The 19,468-nt window shown below is 64.7% G+C and carries 18 protein-coding genes; 12 read left to right on the top strand and 6 right to left on the bottom strand.

Annotated features, from left to right (window positions below):
- Positions 1–2: 2 nt before the first annotated feature.
- From NVS83_RS21045 to NVS83_RS21030, 4 genes are read right to left on the bottom strand one after another with little or no spacing between them, the layout of a single operon-like run.
- Positions 3–1,130, bottom strand: coding sequence for an ABC transporter ATP-binding protein (locus NVS83_RS21045; protein WP_258741118.1), 1,128 nt, complete (start codon positions 1,128–1,130; stop codon positions 3–5).
- The gene (locus tag NVS83_RS21040; protein ID WP_258741117.1) at positions 1,120–1,938 is read right to left on the bottom strand and encodes an ABC transporter permease; all 819 of its coding nucleotides are present in this window, start codon (positions 1,936–1,938) and stop codon (positions 1,120–1,122) included. Before NVS83_RS21040 ends, NVS83_RS21045 begins: the two co-directional genes overlap by 11 nt.
- A complete protein-coding gene (locus NVS83_RS21035; protein ID WP_258741116.1) occupies positions 1,935–2,861 on the bottom strand; it encodes an ABC transporter permease in 927 nt (308 codons plus the stop codon). Before NVS83_RS21035 ends, NVS83_RS21040 begins: the two co-directional genes overlap by 4 nt.
- A complete protein-coding gene (locus NVS83_RS21030; protein WP_258741115.1) occupies positions 2,825–3,850 on the bottom strand; it encodes an ABC transporter substrate-binding protein in 1,026 nt (341 codons plus the stop codon). The genes NVS83_RS21035 and NVS83_RS21030 overlap by 37 nt, the downstream gene beginning before the upstream one ends.
- A 297-nt stretch (positions 3,851–4,147) precedes the next feature.
- On the opposite strand from NVS83_RS21030, the gene NVS83_RS21025 reads away from it, so the two are divergent.
- Positions 4,148–5,392: an oxidoreductase gene (locus NVS83_RS21025; RefSeq protein WP_258741114.1), complete on the top strand. Its 1,245-nt coding sequence runs from the start codon at positions 4,148–4,150 to the stop codon at positions 5,390–5,392.
- Positions 5,393–5,587: 195 nt separating this feature from the next.
- Here the strand turns inward: NVS83_RS21025 and NVS83_RS21020 are convergent, their stop codons facing one another.
- Complete coding sequence (locus NVS83_RS21020) at positions 5,588–6,226, bottom strand: hypothetical protein (protein WP_258741113.1); 639 nt, start codon at positions 6,224–6,226, stop codon at positions 5,588–5,590.
- 578 nt (positions 6,227–6,804) lie between these two features.
- Here NVS83_RS21020 and NVS83_RS21015 point away from each other — a divergent pair.
- From NVS83_RS21015 to NVS83_RS20970, 10 genes are all read left to right on the top strand, one after another.
- A complete protein-coding gene (locus NVS83_RS21015) occupies positions 6,805–7,101 on the top strand; it encodes a hypothetical protein (protein ID WP_258741112.1) in 297 nt (98 codons plus the stop codon).
- A gap of 69 nt (positions 7,102–7,170) precedes the next feature.
- Positions 7,171–7,986, top strand: a complete 816-nt coding sequence (locus tag NVS83_RS21010; protein WP_258741111.1) for a transporter substrate-binding domain-containing protein — start codon at positions 7,171–7,173, stop codon at positions 7,984–7,986.
- Between the two features lie 103 nt (positions 7,987–8,089).
- Positions 8,090–8,797 (top strand): ABC transporter permease, encoded by a 708-nt coding sequence (locus tag NVS83_RS21005; RefSeq protein WP_258741110.1) that lies wholly within the window; start codon positions 8,090–8,092, stop codon positions 8,795–8,797.
- A 5-nt stretch (positions 8,798–8,802) separates the two neighbouring features.
- A complete protein-coding gene (locus tag NVS83_RS21000) occupies positions 8,803–9,573 on the top strand; it encodes an ABC transporter permease (protein ID WP_258741109.1) in 771 nt (256 codons plus the stop codon).
- A 431-nt stretch (positions 9,574–10,004) separates the two neighbouring features.
- Positions 10,005–10,649, top strand: coding sequence for an outer membrane protein (locus tag NVS83_RS20995; protein WP_258741108.1), 645 nt, complete (start codon positions 10,005–10,007; stop codon positions 10,647–10,649).
- 287 nt (positions 10,650–10,936) lie between these two features.
- On the top strand, positions 10,937–11,146 hold the full coding sequence (locus NVS83_RS20990) for a cold-shock protein (protein ID WP_258741106.1): 210 nt from the start codon (positions 10,937–10,939) through the stop codon (positions 11,144–11,146).
- Positions 11,147–11,579: 433 nt separating this feature from the next.
- A complete protein-coding gene (locus tag NVS83_RS20985; protein WP_258741104.1) occupies positions 11,580–13,568 on the top strand; it encodes an autotransporter family protein in 1,989 nt (662 codons plus the stop codon).
- 459 nt (positions 13,569–14,027) lie between these two features.
- Positions 14,028–15,098: a GDP-mannose 4,6-dehydratase gene (gene gmd / locus NVS83_RS20980; RefSeq protein WP_258741103.1), complete on the top strand. Its 1,071-nt coding sequence runs from the start codon at positions 14,028–14,030 to the stop codon at positions 15,096–15,098.
- A gap of 1 nt (position 15,099) precedes the next feature.
- Positions 15,100–16,065, top strand: a complete 966-nt coding sequence (gene fcl / locus NVS83_RS20975) for a GDP-L-fucose synthase (RefSeq protein ID WP_258741102.1) — start codon at positions 15,100–15,102, stop codon at positions 16,063–16,065.
- Positions 16,065–17,339 (top strand): WcaI family glycosyltransferase, encoded by a 1,275-nt coding sequence (locus NVS83_RS20970; RefSeq protein ID WP_258741101.1) that lies wholly within the window; start codon positions 16,065–16,067, stop codon positions 17,337–17,339. Before fcl ends, NVS83_RS20970 begins: the two co-directional genes overlap by 1 nt.
- Positions 17,340–17,357: 18 nt before the next feature.
- Here NVS83_RS20970 and NVS83_RS20965 read toward each other — a convergent pair whose 3' ends face one another.
- Complete coding sequence (locus NVS83_RS20965) at positions 17,358–18,092, bottom strand: FkbM family methyltransferase (protein WP_258741100.1); 735 nt, start codon at positions 18,090–18,092, stop codon at positions 17,358–17,360.
- A 395-nt stretch (positions 18,093–18,487) separates the two neighbouring features.
- Here NVS83_RS20965 and NVS83_RS20960 point away from each other — a divergent pair, with 395 nt between their 5' ends.
- Positions 18,488–19,441, top strand: a complete 954-nt coding sequence (locus tag NVS83_RS20960) for a UDP-glucuronic acid decarboxylase family protein (RefSeq protein WP_258741099.1) — start codon at positions 18,488–18,490, stop codon at positions 19,439–19,441.
- The last annotated feature ends 27 nt before the right edge of the window (positions 19,442–19,468 follow it).

Raw genomic sequence — 19,468 nt, 5'->3', positions numbered from 1 at the left:
CGCTAAGCGCGTGGCGCCGCACGGAAAGGCCGTGCACCCGTCCAGTCGACGGACAGGTTCACGGATTTTCCCGCCTGCCACGCCGAATGGGCGATGTCCGACGTTCTCACCAGCAGCGGACCGAAAGCCTCGGTGTCGATGATGAGGTCGGAATGCGAGCCCTGGAACACCACCGTCCGCACCACTCCCGGGCACGTCTCGTCCGGCATCGCCCCCACCGCATGGATCCGGATGCTTTCCGGGCGAAGGAAGACATCGACAGGGTCGCCCGCTTCCAGGGCCCTATCGGCACGATCACCCAACGCGATGATGGCTCCACCCGTGCCGAAGTGGATATCCGGCACGCCGTGCGTGACACCGCGCACAGTTGCCCTGAGACGGTTGCTGTCGCCGACGAACGCGGCGACGGTATCGCTCGCGGGGTTCCTGTAGAGATCGGTGGGCCGGGCGATCTGCTGGATCTCACCATGCGCCATCACCGCGATGCGGTCCGACATGCTGAGGGCCTCGCCCTGATCATGCGTGACGCAGATCGTCGTCACGTTGATGCGGCGCTGGATCTCCTTGATCTCCATCTGCATCTGCGTCCGCAGGTTCTTGTCGAGCGCGGACAGCGGCTCGTCGAGCAGGAGCACGTCGGGATCGATCACCAGGGCGCGGGCCAGCGCCACGCGCTGCCTTTGCCCTCCCGAAAGCTCATGCGGCTTGCGCCCCTCCATGCCGGAGAGCTGAACGAGATCGAGCGCGTCGGCCACCTTCGCAGCGATCTGCGCCCTCGCAGCCCGACGCATCCGTAGGCCGAAAGCAACGTTTTCCCTCACGCTCATGTGCGGAAACAGGGCGTAGTTCTGAAAGACCATACCGAGCGACCGGCGATGGGGAGGCTCGTTGGCGACGGATCGGCCGTTGATGATGACGACCCCGGCATCGGGCTCGACGAAGCCGGCAATGATGTTCAGAAGGCTCGTCTTGCCGCAGCCGCTGGGGCCGAGGAGCGTGACGATCTCGCCCCGCCTGATGGTGAGGCTCACATCGCGAACCGCGGCCGTGCCGCCATAGGACTTGCGCACGCCTCGAAGCTCGACGGCGATCTCGCCGGCGGTCGCCTCGCTTGTTGTGTCAGTGCTCATTCTGGTCACTCAGGATCGCGGCAAGCCCGAACCATCGGGTGGCGATCGTCAGGAGACAGGCCACCACCACGATGAACACGGTGGAAAGCGCGGCCATGGTCGGATCCGCGAAGTCGCGGATATAGGTGAACATCGCCACGGGCAGCGTCTGGGTCTGCTGGCCCGTCACGAACAGCGAGGCCGAGAACTCGGTGAACGACAGGATCACCGCGAACAGGAAGCCGCCGAGCAGGCCCGGCGCGAGCAGCGGCACGTCGATGCGCAGGAAGACGGTCAGCGGGCTGGCTCCCAGGCCGGCAGCCGCCCGCTCGACCGAGACGTCGAGCGCCTGCAGGGAGGCATGAACGCTGCGCGCGACGAAGGGCGTGACGACGATGACGTGGGTGAGAACCACGATCGTGTAGCTGCGGTTGAGGCCGACAAGGGAGGCCAGCATCAGCAGCGCCAGGCCGACGATGAAATGCGGGATCACCAGCGGAGCGGTGAGCATTCCGCGCAGAAGCTGGCGCCCGACGAAACGATAGCGGTCGACGACGAAAGCATAACCGGCTCCCGCGACCGTGGCGACCACCGAGGTCACCGCCGCAATGATGAGGCTGTTGATCAGCCCGGTCTGGAAATCGGGATAGGTGAACGCCCGGACGAACCAGCGCAGCGAAAAGCCCTGCGGGGGAAATGCCAGCGTCTCGCCATCGCTGAATGCCGCGGCCGCGACGATCACTGATGGCAGCATCATGTAGATGAGGATCAGGGCGATGGTGACGCCGCCGAGGATGCGCCCGATGCGGGCCTTGGCGCGCCAGCTCATGTCGCGACCGGCACGGTGAGGGCCCGGCGCGCGAGCGTGCCGATGATCCCGAGCAGAAGGAAGATCATCACCAGCGATGTCAGGCTGAGCGCCGCTGCGAACGGGAAATTGAAGTTCGAGAAGCCGACATTGTAGATCAGGGTCGCGATCGTATTGACCTTGCCGCCGCCGATTATCTGCGGCGTGGAGAAGGCGCTCAGCGTCCACGCGAAGATCGTCAGGACGCCCGAGACGATGCCCGGAAGCGACAGCGGCAGCGTGACGAGCAGAAAGGCACGTACCGGCGAAGCGCCAAGCCCGCGCGCCGCCCGTTCGAGACTGGGATCGACGTGGCTGATCGAGGCCGAGAGAATGATGACCATGATCGGCATCGAATACTGCACCAGCGCGATGACGACGCCGGTCGCGGTATAGAGCAGCTCGAGCGGCTCCGAGATGAGGCCGAGCCCCATGAGGCTGGAATTGAGAAACCCGTATTTGCCGAGCACCGCGAGCCAGCCATAGGTCCGCACGATGTCCCCGGTGAACAGGGGCATCAGCGTGATGACGAGAATGGCCGACTTGAGGGACGGCGAGCGCGTACGCACGAGCACATAGGCCAGCGGATAGCCCAGCAGGAGGTTTGCGACCGAGCAGATGGCCGCGAACCACAGCGTATCTAGGAAGGCCTGCAGATAGATCGGGCGTAGAAGCCGCCCGAAATTCGCCAGCGTGAACCCACCGACCTCGAGCGAACCGGGAATGGCTTCCCGGAACGCAGACTGAAAGAGGACGAACATGGCGCTCGCGAGCGTCACCGCCACGACCCCGGCCGGGATGATCAGCCAGTTCGTAAAGCTGGGGCGCGACGTGCTGGGCATGGCCGGACGGCTCGCGAAGGCGATCGTCAGTTCATCATGTTTTCGGCGAACCACTCGCGCCACTGGCCCAGCTTCTCGGCGCGCACCTTGTCGTCGATCACGATCGTCTGGTCCTTCCACTGTTCGATCGTGGTGAAGACGCCCGGCAGCGCGGCGACGTCGGGCGAGACCTTGGCCTTGGCATTCATGGGGCCGATCTTCTTGCTGTTGGCGAGCTCGGCCTGAACCTCCGGCGACAGCACGATATTCAGGAACTTGTAGGCAAGGTCCGCGTGCTTCGTGCCCTTGTTGATGCCGATGACGTCGATACCCGCGATCGCGCCTTCCTTCGGAATCGAGATCTTCAGGTCCGTGTTCTTGGCAATCGCGTAGGCATTGCTGGTGAGGATCACCTGAACCGGCGTTTCGCCGCTCGCAAGCTTCTCCTGGCTCGTGGCATCGGAGGAGTAATAGGCCTTGATGTTGGGCTTCAGCGCGAGGAGCTTGGGCTGCGCCTTCTCCCAGTTCGCGACATCAGTGCCGGAAAGCTTCGCGGCGGCGGCGATGATGTGGCTCGGGTCGGTACCATGAAGGCCGAGCATTCCCTTCATGCGCGGATCCCAGAGATCCTCCCACGAATCGAAGGTCATGCCCGCGGGGGCCAGATCGGGGCGATAGACGATGGTGTAGGCATACGACCACACACCGAGAACGTCGGGATACTTCCTGGCGATCGGGAACAGGTTCGCAGCGTTCGGGATCTTCGCGAGATCCAGCGTTTCCAGCAGGCCGCTCGCCGCGTAGAGGCGAGAAACATGGCTGGTGGTGAAGACCACATCGGTCTCGGGAGCGTCACCCGCGAGCTTGGCCTTGGTCAGGCGGTCATTCGTGCCGCCGGTGACGAACTCGACCTCGGCGCCGGTCTGGGCCGTGAACTTCTTTCCGACGGTATCGGCGATCGCGTCGCGCCAGCTACCACCCCAGATGCTGACTTTCAGCTTTTCCTGCGCGGACGCAGGCAGGGCGGCGAGGGTGAGCGAGCATGCGAGGACTGTGGCAACGAAATGCTTCACGGCAGTTCTCCCCTGTTTGGCAGAGAACGCTAACGTCGTTAGTCAATTTGCAAAATTAATAATTGTTAATTGATTAAATAAATAAATTTTATTTTATAATATGCACCACCTATCGCTCAATGACACTCGCAGAGTGCTTAAATATATATACGTCCTTATATGTCGATTTATTGAACATATTCGGATTTCAACTGCATAAATTTTGAACATTTAAAAATCAACGATACATATCAATACATGAACTGGTTGTTTTAGGACAATATTTTTCCGGAAATTCTAACGGGAATGGCGATAAGGATGAGACTGGATCTGCCCGAACGGGCCGAAAAAACGCAGGACGAGGCCAAGAAAGATTGCCCGCTTCTGTTCCGGCCGATCACGCTGCGCGGCATCACGGCCCGCAATCGCATCGTGGTCTCTCCCATGTGCCAGTACCTGTCGATCGATGGTGGGCCGACGGACTGGCATCTCGTGCACCTCGGCCGTTTCGCCATGGGCGGTGCCGGCATCATCTTCAGCGAGGATTCCGTCGTCGAAGCGAGGGGCCGCACGACGCACCGCTGCGCAGGGCTCTATGAAGACCGCCTGATTCCCGAATATCGCCGCATCAACGATTTCCTTAAGGCCCTAGGCGCCGTGCCGGCCGTTCAGATCGGTCATACCGGGCGCGTGGCATCCACCCGGGGGCCGCTCGAGGGCTTCGGTCCGCTCAACGAGGAGGATGCGCGGCGGGGCCACGCAGGATGGCGGCCGGTCGAGGTGAGCCCCGGAGCATCGCGTGCCGACGGCGTCACACCACTTGAGCTCGACAGGAACGAAATCGGCCACATCATCGAGGCCTACGCCGCCGCCGCCGTACGGGCGCACAAGGCCGGCTACGACATCCTGGAGATACACGGCGGCCACGGCTACCTCGTGCATCAGTTCCTGTCGGAAGGCAGCAATCGCCGCACGGACGACTATGGCGGCTCCCTCTTGGGGCGCATGCGCTTTGCGCTGGAAGTGGTTGAGGCGGTGCGCGCCGTCTGGCCGGACGACAAGCCGCTCTTCTTCCGCGTCTCTGCCGTCGAGGGCAAGGGAGGCACATGGGGCATGCGCGACACGCTCACCCTCGGCCGGGAACTAATTGGGCGCGGCGTCGACGTCATCGACTGCTCGTCCGGCGGCATCGGGGGGCCCTCCGGCCTGCCGGCGGTGCCGCGCGTTCCCGGCTTCCAGGCGGGCTATGCCAAGCGCGTGCGCGGCGAATTGGGCTGCAGGACGATGGCGGTCGGCGGCATCAGCTCCGGGCCCCAGGCCGAACGTATCCTTCAGGACGGGGCCGCGGATCTCATCGCCATCGCGACCGAATTCATGGTCGAGCCAAACTGGCCGGTACGGGCGGCTCGCGAGCTGGGCATGGAGGATTATCTCGACCTCCTGCCGGTGCATCACGCCTTTCGCACCAAGCGCCGCGATCGGCACCTCGAGGAAGCCTCGCGGCAAGAGCAGCTGATGATCCCTTATGAAGTGGATGAAAGCGTCCCGTACACGTGGGAATGAAGCCTGGAGACGTATCCAGCTTTCGCCGCCGCCTACCGCTCTCGAAAGGAGTGCATGGCGCCGGTGGCCTGTGAACCATGGATGCCTCGGCGCGATGGCGGGCGCTACGGCCCCGGTGACACGACTCCTGTTTTCGCTGCTTGCGTGAGGATTGCCGTGTTCGGATGAAGACCGAGCCCTCCGGGGCGGCGCCTGCTATTCCCCGTCGCTCGTCATCGCCTGGACATGGCTGAACCGGCGATCAGGCCCAAAGATGCAGCGCAGTTTCTTGAGGCCTTCGGCCCCCTTGTCCACGGTCCCGTCGAGCGTGAAGCCGCCGCCGGAAGCCGCCACGACCCCTCTGGCAATCGCGACGTCGCGGGGCTGAACGCCATACATCCCGGCGGCAGAACCCTTGCAGATGTCGATCATCAGCTGGTCGCTGCCGCCTGCGCTGATGCCGCCAGGCTTGCCGGTGATCTCGATCGAAAGGGTAAAGCGGCAGGTTTCATTTCGCCGCGCCGCGTTGCGCATCAGATAAACGCGAGCCGTGTAGGAGCCCGGGGCCGTAGGGTTGATCCCGAACTCGTTGCCGCTCAACGACCCGACATGGACAGCCGTCTGCGCGTTTTCCGGCGCATAAACGTTGACGTAACAGGAGCGGTTGGAGGGGACGAACAGAAGCTGCATCACCTGTCCGGCGCCCGTCCCTATGGAATAGCTCACCATGTCATCGCCGCGGATCGAGCCCTTGATGCTGGTCGAGGTCGTGCCCGCCGCGAATTTGACGACCTCGACCCGGCCCTCTGCCAGGGTGCCCCCCGTTGCGAAGGCCAAACCGATGACGATCGCCACATGCGCTTTCATGGGACCGCCCCCCTCTGCATTTAACCGTACAGACGGTCGCGGCGCGCAGCATCGAGTGGAAAACGCCTCGATCACATCAGAACCACACGCCACGTGTCGCCCGGGTGTTACATCGCCCGACGCCGAACGACGTCTCGACAACCCTATCACAACTGCTGAGATCGACCTCGGACCATCTGCGGCAGATCAAAGTACCGGATCGCTGAATCCAGAATCCACCGCAAGAAATTATCCGGAATGCGGATCTAATTCATTTTTCAAAAATACAATATATTACGTTAGGTTATGTTTTTGGATTTGTCTGATTGCATTCCCGGCGACGTGGCATCCAATCCATCAATTTCCAGCGGGCTCGTTCGAGAAAAATTTGATCCGCTAGGGAATTTCTTTAATTATCCTTACGTCATAACTACTCTACCCCTCACGTTATGCCCTGGCATTCGATCTTTCTATCTCGTTGAGAAGGAAATTATATTTTCCAGATAAATATATCTGCCTCAACCTTGATCAAGATCAATTCGTGAGCGACTCAACCGTCGCACGCGAGAACCTGACCGAGGTCGGCAATGAAGAATTTCACGGGCTGGTGGGCCGGAATCGGCCGCCTCCCGCTGGAGATGTTCTATCGATTCGTCCGCGAACATTTCGCGCCCGGCGCAGAGGCGGCGTTTTACCGCCGCGGCAATATTCGCATGCGCGGCGCCGTTGCGGCACGGAAGCAGGAAATCGGAGCGCCGGCCGTCCGCGTCGTCCGGTTCCTGCTGCGACGCCTGCACTGCGGCAGGGGAAATCGCCGGCTTGCCGTCCTCCCGTCGACCCGTCCCATGGCTCCCGCGACGCCTTCAATTGCCTCCAGCGCCTGACATCGGCCGACGGTCGCCGTCCGGGTCGCTCAACCGCCCGCACTATCAAAACCAAAACCAGAGGTCATTATGCTCCCCGTAAAATCCCTGGGCGCTGCCCTGCTGTGCAGTCTGCTGATCCCCACCGCCGCGCTGGCGGCGGAGAAGCTGGTGTTCGGAAACGAGGGCTCCTATCCGCCCTTCAGCATCACCGACGCCTCGGGCAAGCTCACCGGCGTCGAGCCCGAGCTCGCCCGCGAAATGTGCAAGCGCATGAACGCCGATTGCGAGATCGTCGCGATGGACTTCAAGGCACTGATCCCGGCGATGCTTCAGAACAAGCTCGACGGCATCACCACCCAGATCAAGCCGAGCGCTGAGCGCAAGGCGCACGCGCTGTTCGGCATTCCGATCGTCTACAACCCGGACAGCTACATCATGAAGGCCGACCGGCCCGACGACGTCACCCCGGAGAACGTCAAGGGCCTGAAGTTCGGTCAGATGCGCGGCACCGTGCAGGTGAAGTACCTCACCGACAAGTTCGGCGACGCGATCGAGATCGTCCCCTACGACAACCCCGACCAGATCCGCCTCGACCTGCTCGCCGGCCGCATCGACGCCACGCTGGGGCCGCGCATCAACTGGTCCATCGAGCTGCTGTCCAAGCCGGAAGGCAAGGACTTCAAGTTCGCCGGCGGCGAGGTGTGGACCGGCGACCCGAGCATCCCGGTCGACCAGCGCGGCTCCAGCTGGATCGTGCGCAAGGACAGCGCCGCGCTGCTGGATCGCATGAACACCGCGCTCAAGAGCATGATCGACGACTGCACCTTCACGAAGATCCGCGAGAAGTTCGTGCCCGTCGCGATCATTCCGGGCGAGAAGGCCTGCGTGGACAAGAAGTCCTGACCATCGGACGAAGGCGCGGCAGGGTACGGCCGGCGGGATCACGCCGGTACGTGCCCTGCCGATTTCGACAGGCCGGCGTCGGGCCGGCAGGAGGACGACCCGCATGTTGCTTCTGAGCTTCGGCGACCAGGGTTATGGCGACGAGCTTTTCCGCGGCGCGCTGCTGACGATTTCGATCGCCGTGGTCGGCTATGTCGCGGCCTTCGCCGGCGGCATGGTGCTGGCGCTCGGGACGCTGGACGAGCGCGGTGTGCGCTGGCTCCTGTGGCGCGGCTACGCCTCCGCCTTCATGAGCGTTCCCGCACTGCTAGTCATCTTCCTCATCTATTTCGGCGGCGCGCAAATCCTTTCGGCCGTGCTTTCGCCACTGGGCCTCGGGGGAAGGCTCGAGGTCACGCCTTTCGTCGCCGGCGCCGCCGGCCTCGCCATCGTCTACAGCGCCTGTCTGGCCGAGATCGTGCGCGCGGCCATCAAGAACGTACCTCCCGGCCAGTTCGAGGCGGCGCAAGCCCTGCAACTGCCGAAGCTGCTCATCTGGCTGTTCATCATAGCGCCGCAGGCCGCACGGCTGGCGATGCCCGGCATTGTGAATCTCTGGATCGTGGTGCTGAAAGACACCGCCCTCATCTCGCTGGTCGGCCTCAAGGACATCATCGCGCAGGCCAAGGTGGCGGCAGGCGTCACCAAGGAGCCGTTCCTGTTCTACATCGCCGCCGCGCTGTTTTTCGTCGCCATGAACGCCCTGACGCTCTGGGCCTCCGGCTGGCTGGACCGCAACGTCGCGCGCGGCATGTCGATGTCAAGGAACTGAGCGCGGTGAGCTGGTTCGATCCGCAACTCGCCCTCGAAAGCCTGCCGGCGCTGCTGCGCGGCGCGCTGACCACCATCGCCCTGGTAGTGCCGATTCTCGCGCTCGGCTTCCTGTTTGCCGTGCCGGTCGCGCTCGGGCGCCTATCGGCGCGCCGGCTCTTCGCCGCTCCCGCCTTCGCCTATGTCGCCTTCTTTCGCGGAACTCCGAGCCTCATCCTGCTGTACCTCATCTATAGCGGCCTCGGCTTCATTCCGGCCGTGCGCGCGAGCTTCCTCTGGCCGGTGCTCAGCCATGCCTTTCCCTGCGCCGTGATCGGCTTCGCCCTGGTGCATTCGGCCTATGTCGCCGAGATCCTGAAGGGCGGCCTGGCGGCGGTCCCGCCCGGCATCGTGGAGGCCGGCAAGGCGCTCGGCTTTTCTCCGGTGCGGCTGTTCCTCGCGATCCGTCTGCCGATGGCCGTACGGCTCGCGCTGACGGCCTACCAGAACGAGGTCGTCATCATCATCAAGAGCTCGGCCGCGGTCAGCGCCATCACCGTGACTGATCTGATGGCTGCCGCGAACGAAGTTTTCTACGTCACCTACGACCCGTTCACGCCGCTACTGAGCGCAGCGGCGATCTATTGGGTGATGATCAACGCCGTACGTGCGGCCTTCGCGATGGCGGACCGCCGGTTCAACGCCCACCTCGCGACCCGTGCCGACCGGCATGCGAAGCCGGGCCGGACGAAAACGGCGGGGCTTCGGCTTCGAGGCTGGCAGCGCTCGCGTGCGTGACGCGCGCCCACAGCGTTAGATGGGCCGATAGCCCCAGCAAGTTTTCACGAGAAGCTGAACGAAGCGACGACGCTGCGCCGCCCTCCTTTTTGCGCGGCAACCCAGCCCAGCTCCGAGCGGAAATCGTTCGGCCGCCCCCTGCGCAAGGGCCGGCCGATAACGCCATTATATTACCTTATCTAGTGGCCGACGCCGACAATTCGGCAAAAAATCAGGTACAATAATAGGGATACCGCTACGTAATACTCGCTATGCACCGATCCTGACCTGATTTCCATAAAGAGCCAGAGCGGTAACACTCGGCGGCATAGAGAAATTTGCTTCAAATTCGGTAGCGAACATTTCTCTACGAAGTGTGACCATTAAGCACTGGTACACCAGTTGTGTGGCAGGATATTCATCGATCAGTAAATACACGCGAGGGAAGTCACATGCGTAACGGGATACTGACGTCAGTCGCAGTGCTGCTGCTGGGCTCCTCCGCCTTCGCAGCCGACCTGCCGGTCAAGGCGCCGGTCATGGCGGTCGAGCCGGTCCCCGTCTTCACCTGGACGGGCTTCTATCTGGGCGTGAACGCCGGCTATGGCTGGGGCTCCTCCGATTTCAACAGCGGGCTGAAGCTCGACAACCAGGATGGCGGCCTCGTCGGCGGCCAGATCGGCTACAATTACCAGCTCGCCAACCAGATCGTGCTGGGTGCCGAGGCGGACCTGCAATATTCCGACCTGAGCGACAGCGCGACCTTCGCCAGCGGCAGTTCGGTCAGCAGCAAGCTTCGCTATTTCGGCACGTTGCGCGCCCGGCTCGGCTATGCCTTCGACACCTGGCTGCCCTATGTGACCGGCGGTCTCGCCTATGGCTCGAACAAGGTGAGCTTCAACTATTCGACGCCCGTCGACGAGAGCAACACGCATGTCGGCTACACGGTCGGCGGCGGCCTCGAATATGCGTTCTCGCAGAATATCAGCGCGCGGGTCGAGTATCTCTATACCGACCTCGGCGAGGAGACCTATGTCGGCCGCAAGGTGGACGTGGACTTCAACACCGTTCGCGCCGGCCTGAACTACCGGTTCTGATCGCGATGCCGGCGGCGACCCGGATGATCGGGCCGCCGCCTCGTCCGAGATCGGCATGACGTGAAGGACGCGCCGCCCGCACGACCTCCGTAGCGCTTGTTTCGCGCCGAAATGGAACGGGTCTTGTGGGAAGCGCGCGTTTCGGCTAGCATTAATCATCGATCTTGCATGTTGAACTCAGTTTTGCGCAGAGCTGCGCCGGGCGAATTTCCTCTCAAATCGATGCCAACGTGACGCTCGCGCGGTGCGGGCAATCGAATTCCTATGTCGACTGAAAGGACATCGTCATGGCGACAGGTACTGTAAAGTGGTTCAACGGCCAGAAGGGCTACGGCTTCATTCAGCCCGACCAGGGCGGACCGGATGTGTTCGTCCACATCTCGGCGGTGGAGCGCGCGGGCCTTCCGGGCCTGACGGACGGGCAGAAGATTTCCTATGAAATCGAAGCCGACCGTCGCAGCGGAAAGCAGTCGGCGGCCAACCTCAAGGCCGCTTGAGGCATTGTCTCCGGTCCCTGACCACGGATGTACTGGCAGGGACCGTCGAGGCATTGGGAGAGGCCGGGGTGACCCGGCCTTTTTTCATTTCCGAGCGCGGCCGGACGGCGCGGCCGGCATCGTCGGCCCGCATTCCCGACCCGCCCGTGATGCGACCCCCGGCGTCGATCGTTGAGCGCCGACGCCACGCTGCGCGCCATCCGGCCGAAGCGGCCTCCTCCGCACCAGCGCCGTCGATCCCCTGATCCGGCGCCCTCCCCACGAATGAGAGTATCGGCGCACCGTTGGATGCGTTACCAAGGGTGACGCCGGATGTCGGCCAGCGCAGTTCGCTGCGCGCGTGACCTCCGGAACCGCGGTCATTTCTGATGGCCCGGGGCGCCGTTGCGCCGGGTCGGGTTGATCCGGTGTCGGCAGACATGCTGGGGGGCATATGAAAGCGGGTAATCCGAAGCGGGGCCGGCGCGTCGTCGGTCTGTGCGGTCTGGCGATCCTCGCGCTGCCGTTCGCCGGGCGGGACGCGCATGCGCAATCGGTGTGGGATCCGGTGATCAGCGACACCTACTGGTACGTGACCGTCCCGCAGATGCTGGCCTTCGCCTCGCCCAGCACCAGCTTCGCCAACCCCATCCCCGTCGGCGACCAGACCCTGTGGTCGCTCGGCACCTCGACGAACGGCGTCTTCACCGGCACGAGCTCGGCGACGCTGACCATCGGGCCCACGGAAAGCCTCACCAACACGACCATCCAGGGCCTCGTCACGCCGGACGGCGAGATCACCATGGTGTTCACCCCCACGGATGGCGGCACCACCACCATCGGCATCGGCAGGATGCAGGTGGAGGGCGGGACGACCACCATGGAGATGCAGATGATCACCGGCACCGACCTGCTGGTGAGCCACTGGGCCTACATGGTGCCCTACGATCCCGCTACCTTCACGCCGCCGGCCGCGCAGGTGGTGCCGAGCAACCTGTCGCCGCAATGGGCGTGGACCGAGGGCACGCCGTGGCGCATCGTCAGCCCGGCCGCCTTCGGCACCAGCGAGGCGGGCACCTTCATCATCACCGGCTACAAGAGCGGCTATTTCTGGGGCCAGGGCGTCCGCCCGGACGGCACCACCTTCACGCTGCTGGGCTCGATCACGCCGCAGGGCCGGGTGCTGTTCAACACCCTCACCGACAGCAGCCTGATGAGCCTGTATGGTGGCATCGAGGGAGATGCGTCGACGGCGCAGATGCTGCTCGGCGCCTATGACGAGACCGCCCTCTTCACCGGCGACATGACGTATATCCATGTCGTCAGCCCCTATCAGAACGCGGCCACCGCCACCGCGAACTGGTCCGCCGTCGATGCCGCGCGCACGCTCTATGCCGTCGCCGGCACCGAGGCCGGCCTGACCGGCGCCATGGCGCCGGTGACGAGCGTGCTCAACGACCTGTCGGGCTATTCGCTCTCCGCCGCCCTGAGCGAGACCCTGCCCGTGCTCACCGGCGCGGCGACGCAGGCGACGGCGAACGTCCAGCGCATGCTCGGACAGGTCGTCTCCAACCGGCTGGCCGGCACGGACGCGTACGCGGATCGCACGATCTGGGTGCAGCCCCTCGGCGGAGCCGGCAGCCAGGCCGGGCTGAGCGGCAATCCCGGCTACGACATCAGCGGCGGCGGCTTCGCGATGGGCGCCGACACAGTGCTGGGCGAGGATACGCGGCTCGGCGGCCTGTTCGCCTTCTCCAGCAATTCCGTCACGTCCAATACCGATCCCGCCAATGCGAGCATCGCCGCGAGCTCTGCGAACCTCAAATCCTACGTGCTGGGCCTCTACGGGTCGCACGCGATCATGCCGGGGCTCGATGTCCTGTTCTCGGCCAAGGGCGGCCTCGTCGACACCTCCACCTCGCGCAGCATCTCCTTCATGGGCAGTTCGGCCGAGGCCGACTATGACAGCCGGGTGCTGGCGCTGAGCGCGGGCCTGCGGAAGACCTTCGCGGTCGGCGACGGCGTCACCCTCATGCCGACGCTGCGGCTCGACTATCTCAAGGTCGATTCGGACGACTACCAGGAGAGCGGCGCCGGGCCTCTCGATCTCTCCGTCCAGTCGCAGGACTACAGCGAGCTGTTCATCACGGCGGAACTCGCCCTGCGCATCGAACTCTCCGACGCGCTCGATCTCACCGCGCACGGCTCGGCCGGCTACAACACGCTCGACACGACGAGCGAGGCGACCGCGGCCTTCGCCGGCGGGGGCGGCACGTTCGTCGTTCCCGGTGCGGAGGTCTCGCCCTGGCTGTTCGGCGCCGGCGTCGGCCTCACCTCGACGGCGACGTCGGACGTCACCGTCGGCGTGTTCTACGACGCGCAGGCGAGCGACACCGGCTATTTCAACCAGATCGGCTCGGTGAAGCTCTGGATGCGCATCTAGGCGTCGTCCGTGCGAATCGCGGACAGCCCGGCGCCGCGGCGTGCCGGACCGAACGCCGGCGCTATCGTCTAAGGCATTTAGGTAACAACCGGATCGGCGCCCCCCGGCATCGCTGCGTCGCTAAGCGAAAAACGAGGCGCCGCAAGGGTCCGCGGCGCATGTCGGGGCCGGATGTGCTCGCCCGTCATGCTATCGTGCCGGGACGGCCTGGTGCGGTGCAGCGGGAGGTATTTACACTTTCATCGCAATATCGCTGAATGTCGGAAGAATGGGGTGCGGAAGGGCACGGGCGGCTATGGATTTGCGGATTGATCCGGCGATATGACACCGCCGCTATTTCTTGAATTGTGAGGCGTCGTCATTCCCGCGCATCGGCTCCTGCGGTAAGCCGATGAAGGGTTCTTGCGTGGGTTCGGCGGCTCCACGGCTTCGTTGCGTGCTCGAATATTTGGATCGGAAATGACTGAAAAGCGTAAGGTCGCTCTCGTTACCGGCGTGACGGGCCAGGATGGTGCCTATCTCGCCGAACTTCTCTTGGCCAAGGGCTATGTCGTCCACGGTATCAAGAGGCGCTCGTCATCGTTCAACACGGGACGCATCGAGCACATCTACCAGGACCCGCACGAGCGCGACCCGCGTTTCGTCCTGCACTACGGGGACATGACGGATTCGACCAACCTGATCCGCATCGTCCAGCAGTGCCAGCCCGACGAGATCTACAACCTCGCCGCCCAGAGCCACGTCCAGGTGTCGTTCGAGACGCCCGAATACACCGCCAATGCCGACGCGATCGGCACGCTGCGGCTGCTTGAGGCGATCCGCATCCTGGGGATGGAGAAGAAGGCCCGCTTCTACCAGGCCTCCACCTCCGAGCTCTACGGACTGGTGCAGGAAGTGCCGCAGTCGGAGAAGACGCCGTTCTACCCGCGCAGCCCCTATGCGGCGGCCAAGCTCTACGCCTACTGGATCGTGGTGAACTACCGCGAGGCCTACGGCATGCACGCCTCGAACGGCATCCTGTTCAACCATGAGAGCCCGCTGCGCGGCGAGACCTTCGTCACCCGCAAGATCACCCGCGCCGCGGCGGCGATCCGGCTCGGCAAACAGGACAAGTTGTTCCTCGGCAATCTCGACGCCAAGCGCGACTGGGGCCACGCGCGCGAATATGTGCGCGGCATGTGGATGATCCTGCAGCAGGACGAGGCGGACGACTACGTGCTCGCCACCGGCGAAACCACGGAAGTGCGCCAGTTCGTGACCTGGGCGTTCGAGGATGTCGGCATCCGCCTCGAATGGCGGGGCGAAGGGATCGACGAGAAGGGCTACGATGCCCTCTCCGGCCGCTGCATGGTGGAAGTCGACCCGCGCTATTTCCGCCCGACCGAGGTCGACCTGCTGATCGGCGACCCGACCAAGGCGCACCAGAAGCTCGGCTGGAAGCACGATACTTCCGTGCGCGACCTGTGCCGCGAGATGGTCAACGAGGACCTGAAGGTGATGCAGACCGCGACCGTCATGAAGGAGGCGTGAAGTGGCCGGATATTCGCTCGCCGGGAAGAAAGTCTTCGTCGCCGGCCATCGGGGCATGGTCGGCTCGGCCATCGTGCGCCGGCTGGCGAGCGAAGGCTGCGAGGTGGTCACCGCCACCCGCCAGGACATGGACCTGAAGGACCAGGCGGGCGTGCGCGCCTGGATGGAGGCGACACGCCCGCAGGCGCTGTTCCTCGCGGCGGCGAAGGTCGGCGGCATCCTCGCCAACGACACCTATCCGGCCGATTTTCTCTACGACAACCTCATGATCGAGGCGAACCTCGTCGAGGCGGCGCATCGCGTCGGGGTGGAGAAGCTGCTCTTCCTCGGCTCCTCCTGCATCTATCCCAAGTTCGCCGACCAGCCGATCGTCGAATCCTCGCTGCTGACCGGCCCGCTCGAGCCCACCAACGAGTGGTACGCGATCGCCAAGATCGCCGGCATCAAGCTCGCCCAGGCCTATCGCCGCCAGCATGGCGACGACTACATCTCCGCCATGCCGACCAATCTCTACGGGCCGGGCGACAATTTCGACCTCAACTCCAGCCACGTCATGCCGGCGCTGATCCGCAAGGCGCACGAGGCGAAGCTCCGGGGCGACAAGGAGATCGTGGTCTGGGGCACCGGCACGCCGCGCCGCGAGTTCCTGCATGTCGACGACTGCGCCGATGCCTGCGTGCACCTGATGAAGGCCTATTCCGACGCCGAGCACGTGAATGTCGGCAGCGGCGAGGACGTGACCATTCTCGAGCTCACCCAGCTCGTCTGTGACGTCGTCGGCTTCCAGGGCGCGATCGTCCACGACCTCTCCAAGCCGGACGGCACGCCGCGCAAGCTGATGAGCGCGGACAAGCTGCGCAGCCTCGGCTGGGCGCCGCGCATCGGGCTGCGCGAGGGCATCGCCGACGCCTACCGCTCCTTCCTCGATGGCAGCTTCCGCGAGAACCGCCAGGAGAGCGCGGCCTGATGACTGCCGGCGACGTCGTCTCGGGACGGGAGGAAGCCGTCGCCGGAACGGCGGCGGGGGCGCTGCGGCGCGTCGTCGTCTACGGCATGAACTACGCCCCCGAGCTGGCGGGCGTGGGAAAATACACCGGCGAGATCGGCGAGCACATGGCCGCGGAAGGCAAGGAGGTGACCGTGGTCACCACCCCGCCGCACTATCCCGGCTGGCAGGTCCAGGGCGGTTTCCGCAACGGCTACTCTTCCGCGCTCCTGAACGGGGTCCGGGTGCTGCGCACGCCGCTGCTGCTGCGCAAGCGAATGGGCGGCATCTGGCGGCTCCTCGCCCCGCTCTCCTTCGCGCTCACCTCGGCGCCGGTGGTGGTCTGGCAGATCCTTCGCCGGCGACCGGACACGGTGCTGTGCGTCGAGCCCACCCTGTTTGCCGCGCCGGTGGCCCAGTTCGCCGCCTGGCTGGTCGGCGCGCGCACCGTGCTCCATGTCCAGGACCTCGAGGTCGACGCCGCCTTCGCCGTCGGCCATCTCGGCTCCAGGGGCTGGCTCAAGTCGCTCGGCTATGGCTTCGAGCGCTTCACGCTGAAGCATTTCGACAGCGTGGTGACGATCTCCGGGCGCATGGCCGACCGGCTGAGGCAGAAGGGCGTGCCCGAGGAGCGCCTCGCCATCGTGCGCAACTGGGTCGACCTGTCCCACATCCGGCCGATGGAGAGCGTCAGCCCGTACCGGGCGGAGCTCGGCTTCGCGCCGGACGATTTCATCGTGCTCTATTCCGGCAATGTCGGCGCCAAGCAGGGGCTGAACCTGCTGATCGAGGCCGCCGAACGGCTGAAGGACAAGCCGCGCATCCACTTCGTCATCGCCGGCGAGGGCCCGCTCAAGGCCGAGTTGCAGCGTCAGGCGGCGAGCCTTCGCAATGTGCGCTTCCTCCCGTTCCAGCCCTATGCGCGGTTCAACGAATTCCTCAACATGCCGGATCTGCACGTTCTGCCGCAGGACCATGGCATCGCCGACCTCGTGCTGCCCTCGAAGCTCGGCGGCATGCTGGCCTCGGGCAAGCCAGTGCTGATCACCGCCGATGACGGGACCGAGCTGGCGGAATTCGCCCGCGGCCACAGCCTGCTGGTGCCGGCGGGCGACGTCGGGCAGCTCTGCGCCGCCATCCTCGCGGCGCGGGACATGGCGCCGGAGGAGCGCCCGCAGGGCTGCGCGCTCGCCCGGCGCCTGTCGAAGGGCGACGCGCTCGACGCACTCGAGCGGGCGATGTCCGGCGGGCGCTGACCGCGCCGGCCGTTTGGGTCACGCGTTCCGGTTCTTCAGCAGCATGTCGGCCTGGATCTGCTTGCCGTCCTTGTCGGCGGCGATGTTGTAGACGCCGGCGAGTTCGAAGCCGACGCCGTCGAGATAGCTCAGCACCTCGGACGCCAGCGGCTGGCCGGCATAGAGCTCGACGAAGGAGAGCTCGGCATAGACATGGGAGATGTTCTTCTCCAGCCCGGCCATGCCCTTCAGCACCTCGAGCTCGAAGCCCTGCGTGTCGATCTTGAGCAGCGTGGGGGCCCTGAACTCCTCCGGCGCCACGAAGTCGCCGAGCGGGGCCACCTTCACCTCGATCTGGTCGGTGACGGAGGAGCCGTAGATCTTCTGGTGGGTCTCGCCGAGCGGCAGCAGCGAGGAGGAATCGTCCGCGCTCGTGACGTTGATCTTCATGGTCTGGCGCTCGGCGCCGATCGCGGCCTGCACCAGGCGCGCGCGCGCGTCCCCCTCCATCGCCCGATGCCAGTATGCGGCCGGCCCGGGCAGCGGCTCGAAGCTGATGATGGAGGCCTGCGGCCACAGATGGCGGGCGATGAGCGCGAACTGGCCGCGATTGGCGCCGACGTCGAGCACGGTCTGCGGCTTCAGCGGGCCGAGCGCCTCGCGGTGATCGATCGCCGCCGCTACGCCCTGCCGAAGCGCCTTGCGCATGCGCGGATGTGAGAGGCCGAAAGCGAGTTTGCGCGCCCGCAAGGTCGCCAGTTCAAGATCGATCATCCGCCCCACTTTCCTGACCCGGGGTCCCCGTTTCACGGAGAATCCCGACATTGATTTGTGACCGCTGGCGGCCACAGTTTCCAGTCCGATTTTGCGCCGCACCCGGCGCGGCCGCGATGGCGCGCGCCGGAAATCGCTCCCGGCCGAGACGGCCGGACCAGCACCCTGTTTGCCGGCGGCGGATCCGCCAATCCGCACGCACATACCAGCTTCGCACGCGCCTGCCGCAAGAGCCCGCAAGGCGCCTTTTTCGCCCCGCCGCTGTGGCTTCCCGGGACCAGCCCGGGGGAAACGCCACGGGGCGCCGGTGCCGCACTACTCACCGGCTCCACTTATAATAAGATCGAACTCGAATCGAATTTCGAATGATCGCGTAGGGTCTTCTGGGGGCATAGATGGCGCAGCAAATCCTGGTAACCGGCGGGGCCGGCTTCCTGGGCTCACACCTGATCGAGCGGCTGCTGGACCGCGGCGACTACGTGCTGTGCGTCGACAATTTCTTCACCGGCACGCGGCGCAATGTCGAGCACCTGATGGACCATCGCCATTTCGAGCTGATGCGCCACGACGTGTGCTTCCCGCTCTATGTCGAGGTCGACCAGATCTACAACCTCGCCTGCCCCGCCTCGCCGATCCACTACCAGCACGACCCGGTGCAGACCACCAAGACCAGCGTGCACGGCGCCATCAACATGCTCGGCCTCGCCAAGCGCGTCCGCGCGAAGATCCTCCAGGCATCGACCTCCGAGGTCTATGGCGACCCGGCGATCCACCCGCAGGTCGAGAGCTACTGGGGCAACGTCAACCCGATCGGCATCCGCTCCTGCTACGACGAGGGCAAGCGCTGCGCCGAGACGCTGTTCTTCGACTACCACCGCCAGCACAAGCTCAACATTAAGGTGGTGCGCATCTTCAACACCTACGGCCCGCGCATGCACCCGCAGGACGGGCGCGTGGTATCGAACTTCATCATCCAGGCGCTGCAGGGCCAGGACATCACCATCTTCGGCGAGGGGTTGCAGACCCGCTCCTTCTGCTACCGCGACGACCTCGTCGAGGGCATGATCCGGATGATGGACACGCCGGACGCGATCACCGGCCCGATCAACATCGGCAATCCCGGCGAGTTCACGATCCGCGCGCTGGCCGAGCAGATCATCGAGCTCACCGGCTCCAAGTCGAAGCTCGCCTTCCGTCCCCTGCCCTCGGACGATCCGATGCAGCGCCAGCCGGACATCTCGCAGGCCGAGGCCCTGCTCGGCTGGAAGCCGACCGTGCCGCTGCGCGAGGGGCTGGTGAAGACGATCGACTATTTCGAAAAGCTGCTGAAGGAAGAGCCGCTGCACTGATCGTCCCGGCCGGCTCCCCGCCGGTCC

It is taken from the genome of Ancylobacter mangrovi (assembly GCF_024752335.1).
In the GTDB taxonomy this organism is placed as follows: domain Bacteria; phylum Pseudomonadota; class Alphaproteobacteria; order Rhizobiales; family Xanthobacteraceae; genus Ancylobacter; species Ancylobacter mangrovi.
This window is presented reverse-complemented; position numbering and strand designations above follow the sequence as displayed.

Coding starts and splice junctions, on each gene's coding strand:
- NVS83_RS20990 (WP_258741106.1), top strand. CDS start 10,937: ATGGCGACAGGTACTGTAAAGTGGTTCAACGGCCAGAAGGGCTACGGC.
- NVS83_RS20960 (WP_258741099.1), top strand. CDS start 18,488: ATGGCGCAGCAAATCCTGGTAACCGGCGGGGCCGGCTTCCTGGGCTCA.
- NVS83_RS20965 (WP_258741100.1), bottom strand. CDS start 18,092: ATGATCGATCTTGAACTGGCGACCTTGCGGGCGCGCAAACTCGCTTTC.
- NVS83_RS21045 (WP_258741118.1), bottom strand. CDS start 1,130: ATGAGCACTGACACAACAAGCGAGGCGACCGCCGGCGAGATCGCCGTC.
- NVS83_RS21010 (WP_258741111.1), top strand. CDS start 7,171: ATGCTCCCCGTAAAATCCCTGGGCGCTGCCCTGCTGTGCAGTCTGCTG.
- NVS83_RS20995 (WP_258741108.1), top strand. CDS start 10,005: ATGCGTAACGGGATACTGACGTCAGTCGCAGTGCTGCTGCTGGGCTCC.
- gmd (WP_258741103.1), top strand. CDS start 14,028: ATGACTGAAAAGCGTAAGGTCGCTCTCGTTACCGGCGTGACGGGCCAG.
- NVS83_RS20985 (WP_258741104.1), top strand. CDS start 11,580: ATGAAAGCGGGTAATCCGAAGCGGGGCCGGCGCGTCGTCGGTCTGTGC.
- NVS83_RS20970 (WP_258741101.1), top strand. CDS start 16,065: ATGACTGCCGGCGACGTCGTCTCGGGACGGGAGGAAGCCGTCGCCGGA.
- NVS83_RS21005 (WP_258741110.1), top strand. CDS start 8,090: ATGTTGCTTCTGAGCTTCGGCGACCAGGGTTATGGCGACGAGCTTTTC.
- NVS83_RS21015 (WP_258741112.1), top strand. CDS start 6,805: ATGAAGAATTTCACGGGCTGGTGGGCCGGAATCGGCCGCCTCCCGCTG.
- NVS83_RS21040 (WP_258741117.1), bottom strand. CDS start 1,938: ATGAGCTGGCGCGCCAAGGCCCGCATCGGGCGCATCCTCGGCGGCGTC.
- NVS83_RS21025 (WP_258741114.1), top strand. CDS start 4,148: ATGAGACTGGATCTGCCCGAACGGGCCGAAAAAACGCAGGACGAGGCC.